This is a genomic window from Psychrobacter sp. P11G3 (assembly GCF_001435845.1).
Lineage (GTDB): Bacteria > Pseudomonadota > Gammaproteobacteria > Pseudomonadales > Moraxellaceae > Psychrobacter.
The window spans coordinates 1,580,368-1,600,911 of the sequence record NZ_CM003596.1 but is presented as its reverse complement, the minus strand read 5'-3'; the positions used below and the strand labels follow the sequence as shown (position 1 = coordinate 1,600,911).

18 protein-coding genes and 1 pseudogene are annotated in these 20,544 nt (G+C 43.8%); 10 read left to right on the top strand and 9 right to left on the bottom strand.

The window, feature by feature from the left end; genetic code table 11:
- Positions 1 to 75 precede the first annotated feature (75 nt).
- From AK824_RS06545 to AK824_RS06530, 4 genes and pseudogenes are all read left to right on the top strand, one after another.
- A pseudogene (locus AK824_RS06545) lies at positions 76 to 2,292 on the top strand (heavy metal translocating P-type ATPase); the annotation flags it as partial.
- Between the two features lie 127 nt (positions 2,293 to 2,419).
- Positions 2,420 to 2,812 (top strand): Cu(I)-responsive transcriptional regulator, encoded by a 393-nt coding sequence (gene cueR, locus AK824_RS06540; protein ID WP_057760020.1) that lies wholly within the window; start codon positions 2,420 to 2,422, stop codon positions 2,810 to 2,812.
- A 189-nt stretch (positions 2,813 to 3,001) separates the two neighbouring features.
- On the top strand, positions 3,002 to 3,499 hold the full coding sequence (locus tag AK824_RS06535) for a DUF2946 family protein (RefSeq protein WP_156410692.1): 498 nt from the start codon (positions 3,002 to 3,004) through the stop codon (positions 3,497 to 3,499).
- Between the two features lie 202 nt (positions 3,500 to 3,701).
- On the top strand, positions 3,702 to 5,975 hold the full coding sequence (locus AK824_RS06530; protein WP_082624592.1) for a TonB-dependent receptor: 2,274 nt from the start codon (positions 3,702 to 3,704) through the stop codon (positions 5,973 to 5,975).
- A 192-nt stretch (positions 5,976 to 6,167) separates the two neighbouring features.
- Here the strand turns inward: AK824_RS06530 and AK824_RS06525 are convergent, their stop codons facing one another.
- From AK824_RS06525 to AK824_RS06490, 8 genes are all read right to left on the bottom strand, one after another.
- Positions 6,168 to 6,593 carry an acetyl-CoA carboxylase biotin carboxyl carrier protein gene (locus tag AK824_RS06525; RefSeq protein ID WP_227511217.1) on the bottom strand — a complete coding sequence of 142 codons (426 nt, stop codon included), beginning with the start codon at positions 6,591 to 6,593 and terminating at the stop codon, positions 6,168 to 6,170.
- 19 nt (positions 6,594 to 6,612) lie between these two features.
- On the bottom strand, positions 6,613 to 7,800 hold the full coding sequence (locus AK824_RS06520; protein ID WP_057760015.1) for an NRAMP family divalent metal transporter: 1,188 nt from the start codon (positions 7,798 to 7,800) through the stop codon (positions 6,613 to 6,615).
- Positions 7,801 to 7,854: 54 nt separating this feature from the next.
- Positions 7,855 to 8,592, bottom strand: a complete 738-nt coding sequence (gene pxpA, locus AK824_RS06515; RefSeq protein WP_057760013.1) for a 5-oxoprolinase subunit PxpA — start codon at positions 8,590 to 8,592, stop codon at positions 7,855 to 7,857.
- Entirely contained in the window at positions 8,582 to 9,505 is a 924-nt protein-coding gene (locus AK824_RS06510; RefSeq protein WP_057760011.1) for a 5-oxoprolinase subunit C family protein, read from the bottom strand. The genes pxpA and AK824_RS06510 overlap by 11 nt, the downstream gene beginning before the upstream one ends.
- 55 nt (positions 9,506 to 9,560) lie before the next feature.
- A complete protein-coding gene (gene pxpB / locus AK824_RS06505) occupies positions 9,561 to 10,214 on the bottom strand; it encodes a 5-oxoprolinase subunit PxpB (RefSeq protein WP_057760008.1) in 654 nt (217 codons plus the stop codon).
- A gap of 204 nt (positions 10,215 to 10,418) precedes the next feature.
- Positions 10,419 to 11,765 (bottom strand): acetyl-CoA carboxylase biotin carboxylase subunit, encoded by a 1,347-nt coding sequence (gene accC / locus AK824_RS06500; protein ID WP_057760007.1) that lies wholly within the window; start codon positions 11,763 to 11,765, stop codon positions 10,419 to 10,421.
- A gap of 79 nt (positions 11,766 to 11,844) precedes the next feature.
- Positions 11,845 to 12,357, bottom strand: a complete 513-nt coding sequence (accB, locus tag AK824_RS06495; protein ID WP_057760005.1) for an acetyl-CoA carboxylase biotin carboxyl carrier protein — start codon at positions 12,355 to 12,357, stop codon at positions 11,845 to 11,847.
- A gap of 181 nt (positions 12,358 to 12,538) precedes the next feature.
- Positions 12,539 to 13,330, bottom strand: a complete 792-nt coding sequence (locus tag AK824_RS06490) for a putative hydro-lyase (protein WP_057760002.1) — start codon at positions 13,328 to 13,330, stop codon at positions 12,539 to 12,541.
- Positions 13,331 to 13,553: 223 nt separating this feature from the next.
- Between AK824_RS06490 and AK824_RS06485 the strand changes: the two genes are divergently transcribed.
- Complete coding sequence (locus tag AK824_RS06485) at positions 13,554 to 14,327, top strand: IclR family transcriptional regulator (RefSeq protein ID WP_057760000.1); 774 nt, start codon at positions 13,554 to 13,556, stop codon at positions 14,325 to 14,327.
- 99 nt (positions 14,328 to 14,426) lie between these two features.
- Here AK824_RS06485 and AK824_RS06480 read toward each other — a convergent pair whose 3' ends face one another.
- Positions 14,427 to 15,338 (bottom strand): LysR family transcriptional regulator, encoded by a 912-nt coding sequence (locus tag AK824_RS06480; protein ID WP_057759998.1) that lies wholly within the window; start codon positions 15,336 to 15,338, stop codon positions 14,427 to 14,429.
- Between the two features lie 464 nt (positions 15,339 to 15,802).
- Between AK824_RS06480 and AK824_RS06475 the strand changes: the two genes are divergently transcribed.
- From AK824_RS06475 to AK824_RS06455, 5 genes are all read left to right on the top strand, one after another.
- Complete coding sequence (locus AK824_RS06475; protein WP_057759995.1) at positions 15,803 to 16,480, top strand: glutathione S-transferase family protein; 678 nt, start codon at positions 15,803 to 15,805, stop codon at positions 16,478 to 16,480.
- Between the two features lie 127 nt (positions 16,481 to 16,607).
- Entirely contained in the window at positions 16,608 to 17,735 is a 1,128-nt protein-coding gene (locus tag AK824_RS06470) for a zinc-binding dehydrogenase (protein WP_057759993.1), read from the top strand.
- A gap of 287 nt (positions 17,736 to 18,022) precedes the next feature.
- Positions 18,023 to 18,523 (top strand): META domain-containing protein, encoded by a 501-nt coding sequence (locus AK824_RS06465; protein ID WP_057759991.1) that lies wholly within the window; start codon positions 18,023 to 18,025, stop codon positions 18,521 to 18,523.
- 184 nt (positions 18,524 to 18,707) lie between these two features.
- Positions 18,708 to 19,385, top strand: a complete 678-nt coding sequence (locus tag AK824_RS06460) for a DUF4377 domain-containing protein (protein ID WP_057759989.1) — start codon at positions 18,708 to 18,710, stop codon at positions 19,383 to 19,385.
- A 178-nt stretch (positions 19,386 to 19,563) separates the two neighbouring features.
- Complete coding sequence (locus tag AK824_RS06455) at positions 19,564 to 20,484, top strand: homocysteine S-methyltransferase family protein (protein WP_197411824.1); 921 nt, start codon at positions 19,564 to 19,566, stop codon at positions 20,482 to 20,484.
- The last annotated feature ends 60 nt before the right edge of the window (positions 20,485 to 20,544 follow it).

Sequence of the window (20,544 nt, the reverse complement as noted above, 5' to 3'; positions counted from 1 at the left end):
TTAAAAACAGAATTAAAAACGACAGAGGTTGTTATGAAAACAAAAAATACTAAAGCCCCTACTTATCAAGAAGTGCTGAGCATTGAAGGCATGAGTTGTGCCTCTTGTGTTGGGCGAGTAGAAAAATCCTTGGCCAAAGTCGCTGGCGTGCAACAAGCTACTGTAAACCTTGCGACTGAACGCGCTTGGATTAAAGGCGATGCTCAAATACACACGAGTGACTTAATTGAGGCCGTTAAAAAAGCGGGCTACGAGGCCAAACTGGTAGAACAAGACCAAAGTGATCGACAAGATAAAAAAGCCTCGGAGCAAAATCAGCTTAAACGAGATTTAGGACTTTCTGCGCTGTTGTCACTGCCCGTATTCATTCTAGCAATGGGCTCGCATATGATTCCCGCCTTTCATATGTGGGTAGTGAATAACCTCGGCACTCAGCAAAGTTGGCTGATACAGTTTGTTTTGACCACATTGGTATTACTCTTTCCAGGCCGACCCTTTTATCAGAAAGGCGTGCCAGCCTTATTGCGTTTTGCGCCAGATATGAATTCGCTAGTGGCGATTGGTACGATCGCAGCGTATGGCTTTTCCCTCATAGCGACCTTTATCCCGCAAGCGTTACCTGAAGGCACGGTGCACGTCTATTACGAAGCCGCTGCCATGATTGTGAGCTTGATATTATTAGGCCGTTATTTTGAAGCAAAGGCTAAAGGTCGTACTTCTGGGGCCATTCAGCACTTAGTAGGCATGCAGGCAAAAACAGCCCGTGTACAGCAAGATGGCAAAGTCATTGAAGTCCCTGTAGAAAACGTCACTGCACAAATGATAGTTGAGATTCGTCCAGGCGAGCGTGTGCCTATCGATGGCGAAGTCGTTGACGGTCACAGTTATATTGATGAATCTATGATTACGGGTGAACCTGTTCCTGTGAAAAAACAAGCCGGCGATCAAGTGGTCGGCGGTACTATCAATCAAAACGGTACCGTGAATATTCGAGCAACGGCCATCGGTGAAGATTCTGTTTTGGCACAAATCATTCGTATGGTAGAACAAGCCCAAGGCTCTAAATTACCGATTCAAGCATTGGTGGATAAAGTCACTATGTGGTTTGTACCAGCGGTGATGTTTCTATCAGCATTAACCTTTATAGTTTGGTTGATTTTTGGCCCTGACCCTGCCTTAACCTTTGGTTTAATCAATGCGGTTGCCGTTCTCATTGTAGCCTGCCCTTGTGCAATGGGATTGGCCACTCCCACCTCTATTATGGTCGGTACAGGTCGCGGTGCAGAATTAGGTGTGCTATTCCGTAAAGGTGAAGCGCTACAAATGCTTCAGGATGTGAGCGTAGTGGCCGTTGATAAAACAGGTACATTGACTGAAGGCAAACCTACGTTGACAGATTTTCAAGTTCAACAAGGATTTGAGAAAGAACAAGTCTTACGTGTGGTGGCATCGGTTGAAGCAAAATCTGAGCATCCAATTGCCTTAGCCATTGTTCAAGCTGCAGAACAACAGAATATTCAATTGCTTCCTATCACTGACTTTGAGGCGATGACAGGTTTGGGTATTCAAGCAAACGTGGCAGGCCAAGTGATCCACATTGGGGCGGATCGTTACATGCAACAATTGGCGCTTGATGTTGCGCCTTTTGAACAAGATGCGCTACGTTTGGGGCAAGAAGGCAAAACCCCACTCTATGTATCTATTGATCAGCAATTGGCCGCTATCATTGCCGTTGCCGACCCTATTAAAGAGACGACTCATGCCGCCATTGCCGCACTACATCAGTTAGGCTTAAAAGTGGCCATGATTACAGGTGATAATCGCCATACCGCCCAAGCGATTGCCGCAACATTAAATATCGATCAGGTAGTAGCAGAAGTGTTGCCCGAAGGCAAAGTGGATGCAATACGCCAGTTGCAAGAACAATATGGCCGAGTGGCATTTGTTGGTGACGGTATCAATGATGCCCCTGCATTGGCTCAATCCGATGTTGGATTGGCCATTGGTACAGGCACAGACGTGGCGATTGAGGCGGCTGAAGTGGTGCTAATGTCAGGTAGTCTGCAAGGCGTACCTACTGCGATTGCCTTGAGTAAAGCCACCATCAGCAATATCAGACAAAATCTGGCTTGGGCGTTTATTTATAATGTCGCCTTGATTCCGATTGCCGCAGGTGTCTTGTATCCCGCCTTTGGTATCCTGCTCTCACCCATTTTTGCGGCAGCCGCCATGGCACTTTCTTCTGTTTTCGTATTGGGTAATGCGTTACGCCTCAAGTACTTTAAAGCATAGTCAGCGAACTACTAAACCGCTACAGAGTGAATGTAGAATCGTAAAGGATATCAATATAGGGTTTAAATACACAGGTTATTTAAACCCTTTTGTTATTTAAGTCCCTTTTTAGGCTAGGATGATAAATATGAATATTGGTCAAGCATCAAAGCAATCAGGCATCTCTACCAAAATGATTCGCTACTATGAGCAGGTTGGCTTGCTAGAAACAGTCAATCGCTCGAACTCAGGTTATCGCTTGTATTCTAAAGACGATATCGACGACCTATGCTTTTTAAGACATTCTCGTGACTTGGGATTCTCATCCAAGCAAATGAAAGAGTTACTGTATCTGCGCAAGAATGCCAATCGTCAGAGTGCAGATGTTAAGCAACTGACACAAGAGCATATCGAAACGTTAAACCAAAAAATCGCGCAATTGCAGGAGATGGTCGAATCGCTACAGAACTCTTTTGATCATTGCGCAGGCGATGATAATGCAGATTGCGCTATCTTAGAGGATCTTGGGCACGGCCAATGAAGTAAATAATTAGCCCCACTATTACAGACTTTCGCATAGTTTTAAGAGCACGCCACTTGTAGGAGGCAAGTCAATTGACTTACAATAGTATTGTTAACAAGTTTTGTTAAGTTAACTTATTATAATGTATCGATATCTACTCGATTCATATCAACACCTTCCGCACAAAACTTATGCGATGACTATATAATGCTCTCAAAGCATCTTAATTTTGTACGGCGCTATTCATTGCTATCACCCGCAATGATGTGGACAGCTATGCTGTTAGCATGTTTCGCATGGCTGTTACATACCACTCCATTGTTAACCCCTTTATGGAGTAACAACGCCAGTTTGGGTCACGGCATCTGTATTGAGCTTGCACCTGTTGTATCTGCTTCTCATGATCACAGTATGCATTCGCAGCATCGTGCAAATGCATCGATGCTGACACACTCAGAGGCAGCAGCGCAATCAGCAGTAACCAACACAACGACCTCCAAACCCAACACTCATCAACACGGTAGCTGTGACATATGTACCTCCATGTCAGCAGTGATTACTCCGTTTATCATCGAACCACCTGAATTTCAGCCCATAGAAATCACTACTATCATAGCGACGATACCGTCGACGATAGAGTTTTATTATGCAACTGACTTCTTACGACCCTTCTCCCGCGCTCCTCCATTTGTCCTGATTGCTTAATCAGTCACTATCAATAATATCGGCAGCCTATTTAATGGTTGGGAATTTGCTCGGCGATAAAACGTTGAGAGCATAACCGACGACCAAATATAGCGCTGTACAGCCGGATGTTATTACTATTGATTCTCTCTGACCGTGACTGATACCCAAAAATACAATCCCTTTTATCATGTGTTTTTCAAAGTTTTCAGGACAGCATACTATGCAACATCCATCAAAAAGTACGGCAGCTACACTAAAACTTAGTGTTTTGGCAGCGGCCTTGTTTCAAATCAGTAGCGCATATGCGCACAACGGTGAAGACCATTCTAATCATGACGATATGCCCATGGCTTACCTGCCAGCTATTACCGTGACGGCAGGCGCATCAGAAGCCAATAATCTCGGTACCTCTGCGACACTTCATCAAAATGATATCAACCACCAACAAGCAGCAACCAGCGATACCGCAACCATATTGACCAAAATTCCAGGTATCAATGTGCAAAGTGCTGGCGGCATCTCAAACCTACCAGTAATTAGAGGTTTGGCAGATAACCGTCTGCGTATCTTGGTAGATGGTGTAGACTCAATCGCCTCTTGCCCAAACAGCATGAACTCACCTTTATCTTATATCTCACCGAGCGCGGTTGAAGAAACCACTGTTTATGCAGGTGTCACACCCGTGAGTGTCGGTGGCAATAGTATTGGTGGCACCATCGTCGTTGAATCAGCAGAGCCAACGTTTTCAGAAGACAGTAATGTCGTTACCTCAGGCGAAGTTGGTGCGTTCTATCGCAGCAATGGCAACGGCTACGGCGCAAACGTTGAAACCAACATAGCTAATGACGTACTAAGCCTGTCGTATAAAGGCAGCTATGCAAAGTCAGACAACTACGATGCTGGTGGTGACTTTAAAACTTATACTGATGCAAGTGGCAGCGGTCAAAGTTTGGCGAAAGATGAAGTTGGCTCGACTGCTTTTGAAAGCCAGACTCAGTCTGTAGATGTGGCTTATCACAATGGTGATCATCTGCTGCAAGGTACTTATCTATGGCAACGTGTACCAGAAGAGCTATATCCAAACCAGCGTATGGACATGCTAGACAACCAGCTCGACAGAGTGAACCTGCGCTATAAAGGTGAGTTAAACTGGGGTCAGTTAGAAGCACAGGCTTACCATGAAGACGTCGAACACTATATGAACTTTGGTAAGGACAAACAGTTCTTATATGGCAACGCTGCTGGCATGCCGATGTATACTGACAGTGAAACCATCGGTGCTAACCTTAAGGGTATCGTTGATTTAACTGACCAAAGTACGGTGACCCTAGGCGCTGAGTATCAAGACTATACACTCGATGACTTATGGCCCGCCTCTGGTACTGGTATGATGGGGCCTGATGATTTTGAAAACATAAATAACGGGCAACGTACACGCATTGGTGTCTATGGTGAATGGGAAAAGCAAGTAGCTCCAAAATGGACCACACAGTTGGGTGCTCGTTACGAAAACGTACGCACCAGTGCTGATGAGGTCAGTGGTTATAACTCAATGATGATGACCAACCAAGGCCGCGATAGCGCCATCTTTAATGCCAGTGACCGTAGCACCACTGACAATAATGTCGACGCCACTGCCATTGCCCGCTACGATATGAGCGACAACAGCTCTATCGAATTTGGGGCTTCACACAAAGAGCGCACTCCTAGCCTATACGAGCGTTATACATGGTCGACATGGGGCATGGCCTCTATCATGAATAACACTGTGGGTGATGGTAATGGCTATTTCGGTGATCCTGATCTAAAACCTGAAAAATCCAATACGCTATCCATGACATTTGACTGGCGCGGTGCTGATGATAACTGGGGCATAAAAGCAACGCCTTATTACTCGCACATCGATGATTACGTTGATGCCGTACAGTGGGATTCAGCAAACAATACCGCTGCAACCACTCAAACCAGCGACCAATATAACGTGATGCGTTATACCAACCAAGATGCCAGAATATACGGTATCGACATCACAGCTGACCGCGACTTACCCTCTAATGCTTGGGGTGATTGGGGACTGGCTGGATCACTGAGCTACACCAACGGCAAAAATAAAGATACAGGTTCTCATCTTTACAATATCATGCCACTCAATGCCAGCATTGCGCTCAATCATGAAAACAATAACTGGAAAAACCAAGTTGAAATGGTTGCTGTAGCCGCTAAAAATAAAGTATCAACGCCGCGTAATGAGGTTAAAACAGCGGGTGACGGTTTATTGAACCTGAGCACTGGCTATCAATGGGATGCGGTTAGCGTTGAGGCAGGTATTGATAATGTGTTGGACAAAAACTACGCATTGCCACTGGGCGGGTCTTATATGGGTCAAGGCAGAACCATGGGTATCAATAACGAGCTAACTACCGGATCCAACTGGGGCACTACCGTACCTGGTGCAGGTCGCTCGTTTTACATGGGCGTGAACTACAAGTTCTAAATAAAGACGTGTTTTCGATATTAGATAACTATTTATTCAAATTATTCAAATTATTCAAAATAGACAAGTTATTCAAAAAGCTAATTATTAAAAATAGATCTACTAAACCTCAACGCATAAAAAACCCTTTAAGCGACAGATGATGCTTAAAGGGTTTATATTTTGATTTAATCAAAACTACGTTAACGGTCTTTAACGATGGGCTAACTCGAAAATAGGCTGTCCGTATTCAACGTTCTGGCCACTTTCAACCAAAACTGCCGTGACAACACCTTCTTTATTACTAATCACTGGCTGCAAACGAGTCAATTCATCAATGAAGCAAACGGTTTGACCTTTTTGGATATGGTCACCTTCTTTGACCAAGTTGTCTGTTGCATCGTCTTCACTTAAGTAGACCTGCCCTACGTAAGTGGCACCTACTTGCAAGACATCACTACCAGTCTGTTCAGGCTCATGAGTAGGCGTGATCTCTATAGAATTAGCGCTCACATTATTCTGCGCACCTAAATTATTAACTACCTTAATAGACTGGCCGTTGTTTGCAATCGTGACTTCATGTAACTGACTGCTTTCAACCAGCTTGACCACGCGCGTTATTTGCTCGATATCCATCATATATTCCTTTACGTAATTTTTAACTCAGACCAAGATATTTGGCAATGGTCATGACGCTCAAAACACTCATGACGATAGCGATCAACCAACCAAATACCGCAATCCAAACTGGGTGCTTATAGTTGCCAACGATGTTTTTTCTGTAGGCTGCAATGAGAATGATGACCATGGCGATAGGCAACACCAGACCATTTAGCGTACCAACCAATACCAATACTTGGGCAGGTTTACCGATAGTGGCAAACACCAGTGTAGAGATAATGATAAAACCCATAATGAAATATCGTTTGTTTTTCTCAATAAACGGATGAAAGTTGGTCATAAAAGACACAGAGGTATAAGCAGCACCAATCACTGAGGTCACAGAGGCCGCCCAAATCACCATACCGAAAATCACTTTACCTGCATTGCCTAAAATATATTCAAAAGGCGACATAGCTGGGTTGGCTGGATCTAATGCAAACCCTTGAGACACCACACCTAAAACTGCAAGGAATAAAAACACGCGAATCACAGAGGCAATCAAAATACCCGAAACCGAGCTTCTGGTCACTGAACCTAAGTTCTCTTCTCCACTCACACCTGCTTCTAATAAGCGATGCGCACCTGAAAAAGTAATATAACCCCCAACCGTACCACCAACGAGCGTCACGATAGCGACGGCATCAATCTTATCTGGCATGATGGTTTTGCTGACCGCTTCTGCTAAAGGTGGATCAGATTTGAACACTACATAAATGATCAGCACAATAAGAATAAAGCCCATCAACTGTGCGAATTTATCCATCATAGGCCCAGTTTCTCGGCCTAAAAATATGGCAACGGCAATTACACCGCTGATTAGCGCACCTGTAATAGGTGATATGTTGAACATCGACTGCATACCAAGCCCGGCACCGCCGATATTACCGATATTGAAAGCAAGGCCACCGGCGATAATCAGAAAAGCCAGTAAATAGCCGACCCCTGGAAACACCAAGTTAGCAATTTCTTGTGCACGTTTTTTGGAGACAGCGACGACTCGCCAAACGTTAAGCTGAACGCCAATATCCATAATAATAGAGATTAAAATAACAAAACCAAAACTAGCCATTAGGCTTTCGGTGAATGTAGCGGTTTGGGTCAAAAACCCTGGCCCTACGGCTGAGGTGGCCATCAGAAAAGCCGCGCCTAAAATGGCGGTATTGTGTTTTTTTAGGGTACTCATAAACATCCTTGTACGGTATGGAATGACTTAATCAAATGATTAATGGGTGGATATTTAATGGGCAGATATAGTGATACCCTTGAGTTCTAGTTGTTTCTTTATTTCTTGGGCAAATAAGATAGCGTGTTCACCATCACCATGTAAGCAGATACTTTGCGCCTCTACTGGTACTTCTTGACCACAAACACTGGTGACAGTTCCTGTAGTAATCATCTGCAACACATGCTTAACCGCGTCTTCTGTGTCAGTTATCAGGGCGTTGTCTTTACTACGAGAGACCAGTGAGCCGTCTTTTTCGTAGTTCCTGTCGGCAAACACTTCTGATATTGCTTCTAAACCGTGTTTCTTAGCTGATTTAACCAAATAACCACCAGACAAACCCATAACCTTTAGATTTGGATCAAATCGCTTGATTTCACTAACCAAAATATCTGATAAATTTTCATCAATGGCCGCTTGGTTGTACAACGCACCATGCGGTTTTACGTAGTCTAATGACACACCAACCAAGTCACAAAGCGCTTTGGTTGCGCCCAACTGGTATGCCAATAAAGCACGATAGTCGGCTTCACTTAACGGTTGATGAATACGGCCAAAATTCTCTCTATCGTTTAGACCAGGGTGCGCGCCTACGCTCACGTTGTTTGCTTTTGCCAATTGCAACGTGGCTAGCATCTCGCTATAAGACCCAGCGTGCAAGCCGCAGCAGACATTGGCTGAGCTGACTATCGTCAATAACTTATCGTCTTGCCCGCAGCCTTCAGCCACATCAGCATTTAAATCAATTTTCATTGGCATACTCCTTTATTTGATCGATGTAATGTTGTCTTTTCTGTTGTTCACGCAGCGCCTGCTCTAACGACACAACGACGAACTGACAGGCTTTACCAAATCTAATCTGTGCCATCAGGCCTATGTCTGCTTGAATCATGGTTGCGATTTTAGGGTAGCCACCCGTCGTCTGCCCGTCTGCCATTAGGACAATCGGTTGTCCTTGTGGTGGTACCTGAATCATGCCAATATCAACGCCATGTGAGCTCATTTCTACAGGCTTATTAAACTCAAGCGCTGTAGCTCCCTCTAAGCGGTAACCCATACGGTTGCTACTGCTTTGTAGCTTCCATGGCTGAGTCTCAAACGCTTGCTTAGACGACTCAGTGAAGCAATCATACTCACTGCTTTTTATCACTCGAATAACTTCGGTTGGGGCAAGTCGAGCCACCCCAATCACAGGTAGGCTGGATTCAGATTTTACCGTTAAGCTGTCATCGGTTTTTAAATATCTGCCCTCAAATCCGCCAAACCCTGCTTTGAGATTGGTGCTGACTGACTGCAACACTGGCTCGATGTCAAAGCCACCGTGCACACATAAATAGGTATACATGCCTTGTAACGGACGCAAAAGTTTGAGCGTTTGCCCAGCTGTTGCATTGATACGCCAATAACAAGGAATGCGTTTGTCATCTAGATAGGCCTCGTATAAAGCACCCGTTAAGCAAAAACTGACGCTTTCTTCAAACTGTATGGTTAGCTCACCGAGTGCTATTTCAATAGCGGGTTCGTTGGCTTCGTTTTTCATCAAAGCGTTGCCGGCTTGTAGCGCCCAGCTGTCCATCACGCCATTTCTACCCACACCCATGCTTCGGTAACCCAGTCGTCCCGAATCTTGAATACTGGCAAGGGCACTTGCGGTTAAAATTTTCATTGATACCACCTGTTTTTTTATCTTTTTGATTCATACATCTTTTTTTATTTATCGCTCATTGATGAATATCAATCGCTTTAAATGTCAAAGTATCGCCTGCGTTAAGCAACGTCGGAGAGGTTTTGGTTAAATCAAATAAAGCAGTATCCGTCTGGCCGAGTAACTGCCAACCGCCTGGAGACTCAAAAGGATAAACCCCTGTCTGCTCGCCGCCTATACCCACTGAGCCTGCGGGCACTTGGGTTCTAGGTACAGCATGCCTTGGGAAGTATAAGGACTCAGACAAGCCGCCAAGATAAGGAAACCCTGGCTGAAAACCGATAAAGTAAACGGTATAAGTGGCTTTAGTATGTAGATCGACAACGGCTTCAACTGAGAGATTTAGGTCATTCGCCATGGCCGCTAGATCGGGGCCATATTTTCCACCGTAATGCACTGGTATCTCGACGTGCTTACCTTGGATAGTTTTTGAAGGGATATCATTGAGTAGATCTGATAGCTTATCTTTGAAAGTATTCAGCTCAGCCCAAGTTAATGGAACGATAAATACACTGAGCGTATTCATGCCAATAACTACTTCGATGACTTCTGGCATTTTCTGGATGCTGTCTGATAAAGCCCAGCATTTTTGTTGTTTTTCTAAGGTGGTTGGTTTAGGGAAAAACAACGCTAGATTGGTTTCACTGTATAGTTGCCATTGTAGTTCCATTAGCACGTGCTCCATTATTTTTTATCTACTACAGTCAAATTCTCTATAAATTGGATACGGTGTCAGGCTCGCTGAGTCTACGACTTGTAGTACTTTCACTCGCCTTCCTCGTATCCAAATTATATTGAACCGACTATATCTTGATTCTGACGCTTCTGACACTAATGTCAGATTTGGTTTTCTTTTTTGCGGGCAAGACCTGATTTATATATTGTCTTGTATCCACTGTTCCAGATAATGAATGCTCATTTGACCTTCACAAAACACCTTATCTTCAAAGAGTCGCTGATGCAGACCAATATTGGTATCAATACCGGTGATTTGCGCTTCTGATAATGCCGCACGCATTTTTTCTATCGCTTTTTCTCTTGAACGATCTTGTACACATATCTTGGCAATCAAACTGTCATAAGATGGCGGCACGGTGTAGTTCGATTCAGCATGACTATCTACTCTGATACCAAACCCTGCTGGCATGTGGCAGTAGTCTATGCGTCCAGCATTTGGTAAAAATGTCTGCGCGTTTTCTGCATTGATACGGCACTCAAAAGCGTGTCCGGTAATGGCGATATCACTTTGTTTGTATGCCAATGGAAGCCCTGCAGCTACTCTGATTTGCTCTTGCACAATATCAACGCCCGTCACCATCTCAGTGATGGTGTGCTCAACTTGCACACGAGTATTCATCTCGATAAAGAAGAATTCGCCGTTTTCATATAAAAACTCAAACGTACCTGCGCCTCTATACTGCATTTGCTCGCAAGCTGTGACACAGGCTTGGCCGATTTTCTGGCGCTGCTCTTCGGTGATACCGGGTGCTGGCGCTTCTTCAATGACTTTTTGATGACGACGCTGCATAGAGCAATCACGCTCGCCTAAATAGATCGCATTACCGTGGGTATCAGACATGACTTGCACTTCGATATGACGCGGTGCTTGTAGGTATTTTTCAAGATAGACAATGGAACTACCAAAATTGGCTTTAGCTTCTGTTTGTGTCATAGAGATAGCGGAGAGTAAGTCGGCTTCTTTTTCGACCACACGCATCCCGCGCCCACCGCCGCCGCTTGCCGCCTTGATAATGACTGGATAACCGACCTCATTGGCAATCTTGATAACTTGCTCTGAATCAGCAGGCAATGCGCCATTCGATCCAGGCACACAGGGCACGCCCGCCATCGTCATTTGTTTTTTGGCTTCAACCTTGTCGCCCATGTTTCTGATATTGTCAGCCGTGGGACCAATAAACGTGAGACCTGAGTCTTCAATCAAGGCCGCAAAGTCAGCGTTTTCAGATAAAAAGCCATAGCCTGGATGGATGGCTTGTGCGTTGGTGATTTTTGCAGCAGAAACCAGCGCTCTTTGGTTGAGGTAGCTGTGCGTGGCATTGGCAGGCCCGATGCATACTGCTTCATCGGCTAGGCGCACGGGTAACGAGTCTTTGTCTGATTCAGAATGCGCAATGACTGATTGGATGCCTAGCTGCTTACAAGCTCGGATAATACGTAGAGCAATCTCGCCGCGATTGGCAATTAAGATTTTTGTGAACATGTTTATTCCCTTAAAAATATAGTGTCAAATACAGTGTTTGTGCAGCGTCTATACAATATTGAGCGGCTATTGAGTGACTTTAACTGTTTGGCTCTATAACAAATAAGGGCTGGGCGTACTCTACGACATCACCTTCATCGACCAAAATCTCTTTAAGCGTACACGCAGTTTCTGCTTTGACCTCGTACATCATTTTCATGGCTTCAATGATGCATAGTGTCTGCCCTACTTCCACCTTATCTCCTACCTGAAAAAACACTTCTGCTGTCGGCTCAGAGCGAAGGTAAAACGTACCTAGCATAGGCGCTATTACTTGGGATTTCTCCACCTCTGTAGTCACAGTTTCGTCACTACGATCACTGTCTACATTGGTATTATTCTCCGTACTATTTTGAGCGGTTTCGGTTTGAGACTCTGAATGAGAGGCCGTTGCGTGGGGAGTATGAGCGATATGATTGCCACTACTTTGGTTGTCGTCAGATTGGCAAACGATAGAAATACGTGCATCACCATCAGTGACTTCTAAAGATTTTATATCGGCGCATTCTGCAAGTTTGATCAGTTTTTCAAGATCCGTGAAATTGATGTTCATATGATTGGCTATTCCGTTAGAGTGAAAGTGAATAATTATTTTTTATAAAAAATTCGTACCTAGTGATGTATGTAGAGTGTGATTGTTGAATGTTATGTGACAATTTATTGATTGGCTTATTAAAATAGTAGTTTGAAATTAATTATTTTTATGCGTTTAAAAGCACTTTTGTCATCAGAAATTATAGAACTGCCAAGTCTTCATCTCTTGGGTCGCAGATAAACATATGTCCTGGTGAATGCGTTATCATCAGCTCTGGCTTACTAGTCATAGCGATACTTTGCGGCGTCACACCGCAAGCCCAAAATACAGGGACTTCGCCTTCTTTTATGATGGATGCATCACCAAAATCAGGCGCATGAATGTCGGTTATACCGATGACACTAGGGTCTCCGATATGAATAGGCGCGCCGTGGACTTGCGGAAATCGAGAGGTGGCTTGGACGGCTCTGGTGATTAATGGATAAGGTATTGGCCGCATGCTAACCACCATTTTCCCATGAAACTGTCCTGCAGGCTCAGTTTCTATGTTTGTGATATACATTGGCACATTGTGATTGTCTTCAATATGTCTAATAGGAATAGACGCATTTAGCATGGCAGACTCAAAGGAAAAACTGCATCCTAAAAGAAAGCAGACCAAATCCTCTCTCCAGTAGTCTTTTAGATCTGACACCTCAGCCACTAATTCGCCAAATTTGTATATCCGATACTTTGGGACATCAGACCTCAAGTCTGCGCCTTTTGCCATGAGACGTGGCTCTGCACTACCGACATCTGTTACATCTAAAATAGGACAAGACTTTGGGTTTCTTTGTGCAAACAATAAAAAATCATAGGCCAAATTTTTGGGCACTATGACTAGGTTTGCTTGTATATGACCTTTACACATGCCGGAAGTCGGCTTGTTAAGTTCATTGTTACTGATTAACGCTCTGACCTCTGTCGGCGTCATATTTGCTAAATCTAACATTATTACAACCTCTTACGCTTTATTATTTTTAGCAGATAAAAGTTTATGATTTGTTTTATATTGGTATGGTTATTTATAATTTTATTTCATATATCGAGAACTATGATTATCGTTATGTAACTTATCAGAACACCTTCGATATGACAAGATATGAATACAGAAATATGTGATGAACATGATGAGTGATCTTCTTGAACGCACAGTTAAGGATGCAAATTGAACTATGAATAATGTCAAAAAAAAGGGCTCAAGCGTCGAGCGAGTTTTGCAAATCGTAGAAGTATTGGCCAAATCTGCTAAGCCTATGGGCGTTATTGATTTAGCAGAAACATTGGACATTCCTGTACCTAGTATGTACCGATTGTTAAATCAGCTACAACCGCTTCAATTTGTCCAATTAGATTTGCATGGAAAAGTAACCTGCGGAAAAAGAACGCATGACTTAGCTTTAAACCTATGGAAAAACAGTCCTTTTAAAGCAGAAAGATTGGCGATATTACAACAGCTTTCAGCCAAAATTGGTGAGTCGGTAGGGATTGCGGTGTTGCAAGACTTAGAAGTGGTGTATATCGATCGTGTGATATCTGACTGGCCTGTCCAAATACAGTTACCTACCGGAACCAATATACCTATCTGGGCCTGTGCCAGTGGCAAATTATTGTTGACGCAGTTGGCAGATAATAAGTGCGAGCGTATTGTAGAAAAACTATCGTTACAGGCGCTCACGACCCATACTCAGACTGACAAAAAACAACTCATGACGTCCATTGCTGAAGTACGTAAGACACAGGTAGGGACAGATAATGAAGAGTTTATTCCTGGTATGGTCGCCTGTGCTGTCCCGATTCCGAATGGTGAGCAGCCCGCATTTGCTACGGTATTTACTCATAGTCCTACCGTCAGAAAATCTTTGGATGAGCTACTGAGCTATGTGCCTGTCATGAAAGAAGCTGCCAATGAGCTATCTGTTATTTTCAATCAGGAATATAATGAGTAGCCTGTCATAACATGCTATAACGATTGTATCTCAAGCCTCTTAGGTGTCGATACGAATATGAATGTAATGAGGTTGTAGATAGCACACACTTCCCTTACATCAACGCTCATTTCCTACTTTTATCCTCTCAACCAAGAAATCGACGGCGGCTTTTACCTTAGGCACTAGATAGCGCTGCTTTTGATACAGCAGATATACGGCCATATCAGCATGCTGCGTGATTGCTAATGGATGCTCAAATTTAATCTCTTGCAATGCGCCTGACTCAAGATATGAGGATAGTGCCCACCGAGTGGACATCAAAATCCCTTCACCATCACAAGCCTTTTTTGCTAGCCATGGTCCATTGTTTGAAATTGCCACTGCTGGCCCTGAGACATCATGCCACTGATCGTCCACATAGCAGAGCCAAGGCGTTGGCCCGTTTGGGGCTTTAAAATACAGGCCTTTATGTTCCTTTAATTCCATCACATGACTAGGTGCGCCATGTTTTTCTAAATAACTGGGAGACGCAACCGGTATAAACCCATTGTCCATGAGCCTAATGGCAAGCACTCGCTCATTTGGTGCATAACCCCCGCGAATCGCAATATCGACATCGTCACGTCCCAATGCGGATAATTCATCACTGAGACTGACATCTAGCACAATCTCTGGATACAACTCACCAAACTCATCTAGCAGTGGTAGCAGTATTTTTTCACCAAAACCCACCATAGAGCTGATGCGTAACCGTCCCATCGGCGTCGTTTGATAACTGCGTACTGTTTCTTTGCTTTGCTCGAGCTGATCCAATACTTGCTGCATATCGTCATAATAGACCTGCCCTACTTCGGTCAATTTAACAATTCGGGTCGAGCGCTTTAACAGTGTCGCGCCCAAGCTCTTTTCTAAATCAGACACCCGTCTAGATAGTGAGGATGGCGGCACATTGAATGCATTTGCCGCCTTAGTAAAACTGCCCGTTTCTACGACTTTACTGAAATACTTGATGGCACGTAATTGATCCAACTGACCTCTCCATTTAGATGAATATGTGAGCATTTTCGCTTTATTATTGTCTTAAAGGCAATAGTGATTCACGTTATTCCTTATATATAACCACATTAAAACCAGTAATAATGTGTTTAACTTAGGGCGTGCTTGATATTCGACCATGGCACTGACAGAGACTATTTTTTAGACAGTTCGACGTTAAAAATAGTAAGTTTAGTCATTCTAAGCGTCTATGTTTTAACAATGAAGTGGCAAAAAATAGTCCCGTCTCCTTCTGTTTATATTGGAGCTGATGCTAAAACTGCCCCATACTGTGTTGTAAATCTAGTTAAGTCACGAGCATTACCGTCGTTTTACGCCTTGTCTGGAACCGTTTTAGCAATCAGCAGTGCCTATTTGTAAATATCAAACACGCCCTAAACGTTGCAATGAAAACACGATTAAAAATAACTTTTACGTCAACAATGGAAGAATGACTTATGATTACTTTGCACGGCTTTGCTGCAAGCAACTATTACAACATAGTAAAACACGCTCTTTTATATAAGGGTATCCCATTCCAAGAGGACCTTTTGTACGCTGGTAGTGATGATCTACTGACCGTCAGTCCAGTGGGCAAAGTACCTGCGATCACCATGCCTGACGGTTTTAATCTGTCAGAATCCAATGTGATTTGTGACTTCCTTGAAGAAACATATCCTGAAAAGCCGCTATATCCTACCGATGCAGCAGAACGCGCGACTGTACGTCAGATTATGAAAATAGCAGAGCTGTATTTTGAGCTACCAAGTCGTCGTCTGATTCCATATGTATTTTCTGGTACTCAAGCACCTAACGCAGTCAAAGAGGAAGTCCGTCAAGTATTGGGCCGCGGTATTATTGCTATGAATCGCTTATGTCAATTTTCGCCTTGGATTGCAGGCGAGCAATTCACCATGGCTGACATCTATGTGCATCACGTCAACACTATTGTCAACGCTTTTGGAGCGACTCAGCTTGAGGGGGATGTACTGGCAGAAGTGGAAGGCATGAAAGAATGGAACAAAGCCATGAGTGAAACCGACATTGCAAAAAGCGTTCAGGCAGACAGTCAAGCAAACATGCCTGAGTTTATGCAACACGTTAAAGCTCTAATCCAAGCCGCAAACGCTAAATAACATATGACAGTGTGGCCACTAAAAATGAGCCATGTTAAGAAAACTACTAAAGCTCAATAACCTAAAGAACGACCAATGCCGTAAAGGGATTGGTCTAAAAATCCAACTATTTGCAGGAGCAAATCTTATGACCGATAAAAATAAACAACTGGTTTCAACCATCAGTGATGACAACAAATTAACCCTGTCTTTAAAAGACATCGAGATGCCGCAACCCGGTGCTGACGAAGTTGTCGTTCGCATGGAAGCCATGCCATTGAACCCTTCTGACTTTGGTGTGATGTTCAGCGCCGCTAATATGTCAACCGCTGTACAATCAGGCACTGATGACAGCCCGATCATTACTGCTGATGTGCCTGCGAAATTCATGCCATCACTCAAAACGCGGGTAAACAAAGACACGCCTGTCGGTAACGAAGGCGCTGGTACAGTCGTCGCAGCAGGCTCATCAGAAGCCGCACAAGCACTCATGGGCAAAATGGTTGCAGTGATTGGTGGCGGTACATATCGTCAATACCACTGTGTCAATGTAAGGAGCTGCATAGAAATGCAAGACGGCACGACAGCTACCGAGGCCGCATCGTCTTTTGTAAACCCGCTCACCTCACTGGCAATGGTCGAAACTATGCGCGCTGAAGGCCACAAAGCCATCGTACATGCAGCAGCTGCTTCTAGCCTTGGTCAAATGCTAAACCGTATCTGTATGGCAGACGGCGTTGATTTGGTGAATATCGTCCGTAAAGACTCGCAAGAAAAGCTATTGCGCGATATGGGCGCAAAGTATGTGGTGAACTCAAGCAGTGAGACGTTCCTTGCTGATTTGACCGCCGCGATTACTGAAACAGGCGCTACGATTTCGTTTGACCCTATCGGTGGCGGTAAGCTCACCAGCGATATTCTAAACTGTATGGAGGCAGCTATTACTCGTGACGTAGAAGAATACAGCGTCTATGGCTCAAATACCTTTAAACAAGCTTATATTTATGGCGCCTTAGACCGTGGTCCGATCACCTTAAACCGTAACTTTGGTTTTTCTTGGGGTGTGAATGGATTCCTATTGTTCAATGCGCTAGGCAAACTGGGCACTAAAACCGTCGTGAAAATGCGTCAACGTGTGGCAGAAGAAATCACCACCACCTTTGCGAGCAGCTACACGCATGAAGTGACCCTAGAAGAAGCGCTACAGTTAAAATCAATCGCCGCTTATGGCAAACAGGCGACTGGTGAGAAGTACTTGATCAAGCCTCAAGTCTAATTGCAAGTTAAAGAACAGTTAAAAAAAGCAGATATCTATGATGTCTGCTTTTTTTTGTGCTTAATTATTATTGAACGATGTAAGTAAAAGGCGGTAACTTAGCCTTTTTAAATACTGACTCTATGAACATTGTCTTTTCGAGTATTGCCTTTCTGTAGACTTCTTATTTGAAAATCAAAGCGTCCTTGTAGTTATATGACTTCTTTGTGATAATTAAAATCCAGACACGCTAACTTTTAAATAAAAATATTAGACATTTTAAACTATCTACTTTTTGAGAGATGACTATGAAAAGCACAATGAAAATAATGATGGCCTCCACGCTTGTTATGAGTGCACTTGCTACTGGTTGCCAAACGACGACTAGTGTTACCAAACCAGCCGTACAGCCAGTCACAGTCGAGACGTTAGAGGCGAATAATTGGCGTCTTATAGATGCCAAGCTTAATAATGGAGACTTGATTGAAGCGTTATTTTTTGATCCATCAAGACCACTAACGCTGGATTTTATGACTGTTGAAGGCCGCAATATGGTAAGCCTTATGAATACGTGCAACAATATGAGCGCAGGATACAGTGTGACGAATGGCGAGATAGAACTGAGCGCAATCAGAAGCACTCGAATGGCCTGCCCTGAACACCTAGCAAAGTTTGATAGTGCTGCCGCCACAACAGTACAAGGCAAATACAGCTTTGGTAAAAATAGCGATAACAACCCTGTATTAGTCATCAAGAATGACAATCAGACGGCTCACTTCAAAGCCGTTCCTAAAACAAAAACACCTTAAGTACTATTACGTAGTTCTATCTTAAATTTATGAAAAATGCCTCACTATGAATCAGCGAGGCATTATTTGTATCAACAAACTGCTAGCCCCAGCATCAAAACAATAACAGTAACAAAAACCGCTCTAGACCGTTTCATAGAGCATTAAAAACAAGTATCTAAATCAACCATAATAAGGATATGTCATGTCGTTTATTAAATTTTGCACTTTGGCACTCATTGCCACATCCTCTCTAACTGCGTGTAGCAGTCACAACCAAGCCAACTCGAATGATAAAACGAGTGTCAGCCAGATTGAAGACAGTAACTCATTCATAAACACCCTAAAACCAAGCAGTGCTGAAGCGATAATCAGTCAAGTAACGGGTATTACTTCACAAGACAGAAATCAGCAAAAAGTTACTATCGTAGCCCAAGATGGAAAATCCTATACCGCATCTATTAGTAAAGCTAATTTCGGTCAGCAGAATGCTTATCAAATGCAAAAATTGGCGGTAGGTGACTATATAGAAGTTAAAGGTGACATAGAAGTAACAGGCGATCAATCAAAGCCAAATGGCGAGCATCAGCTAACTGTACATGCCATGCCGTATGTATTACGCAACATCATTGTCGCTGACCATCAAGTAGACTGCGTAGGCGTTGCGCCACAATCATGCCTTTTAACAAAGCCAGTTGACCAAGTGGGCAGTCAAGCCGACTGGCAGTATCGATACAGTGGTATAGAGGGTTTTGATTATGAGCCTGATTATGAATATACCTTGCTTATAAAAAATACAGCCGTTGCTAGACCACCTGCTGATGCATCGTCAGTGCAGAGCAAGCTGATACAAGTCATTGAAAAGAAAAGAACCCAGCCTTAGTGATACAGATATAACTCCTCTAAACAGACAAGCAACCACACGATTAATTGTTAACATTATTCAACCTGTGGTTGCATCTGACGCTTATTACGCCTAGTATTTCGCTCCTTTAAATAACTCTATATTTAACAACAGCACCTCTACAGGTTTGTCTACTCACAATAAAGAAGGATTCGTTATGCCAATAAATACAACCACAATTATTGATGGTGGCATGGGACGAGAATTGGCGAAGCGCGGTGCACCGTTTCGTCAACCTGAATGGTCAGCACTGGCAATGATAGAAGCGCCAGAAATCGTTCGTGATGTACACCGTGCGTATATTAAGAGCGGCGCAGCAGTCATTACGACCAACAGTTACGCGCTAGTACCCTTTCATATTGGCGAGGAGCGCTTTGCGGCACAAGCACAAGATTTGGCAGCGGCATCAGGTGAAATGGCACGTTTAGCAGTGACGCTAGAAGGCACAGCAACCAAAGTAGCAGGCTCTATACCGCCACTGTTTGGCTCCTACCGTGCAGACTTGTTTGATGCTGACCATGTAGAAGATATCGCCACCCCACTGATCAAAGGTCTAAATCCGTATGTAGACTTTTGGCTCGCTGAGACTCAGAGTCTAATCGCCGAATCTATCGCTGTTCGTGAGCTACTTAATACGCTAGATACAGACAATAAACCGCTATGGGTAGCTTTTACTTTAGAAGACAGTATGGATATCGATGTACCACGTCTGCGTTCAGGAGAAACCGTCGAGGAAGCCGTGGCAACGATGGCTGCTCTCGATGTCGAGGCGATACTCTTTAACTGCTGCCAACCTGATGTCATCGAGCAAGCACTAGATGTCGCACAAACTGTACTGCAGGCAAAACAAGCGCAGCATATCAAACTTGGCGCTTATGCCAATGCCTTCCCGCCGCAACCAAAAAATGCGGCGGCAAATGATACGCTTAATGAAGTGCGTGATGATTTGACCCCGCCTGCCTATTTGCTCTGGGCACAAAAATGGCAGGCACAGGGCGCTTCATTAATCGGTGGCTGCTGCGGTATTGGCCCTGAGCATATTCAGGAATTAAGCCAACATTTCACTGCTACTGCTTAAATATAGGCTGATCTGAATATAGAAAAATGTAAGATAATTAGAATATTGAGTTCATCAGGC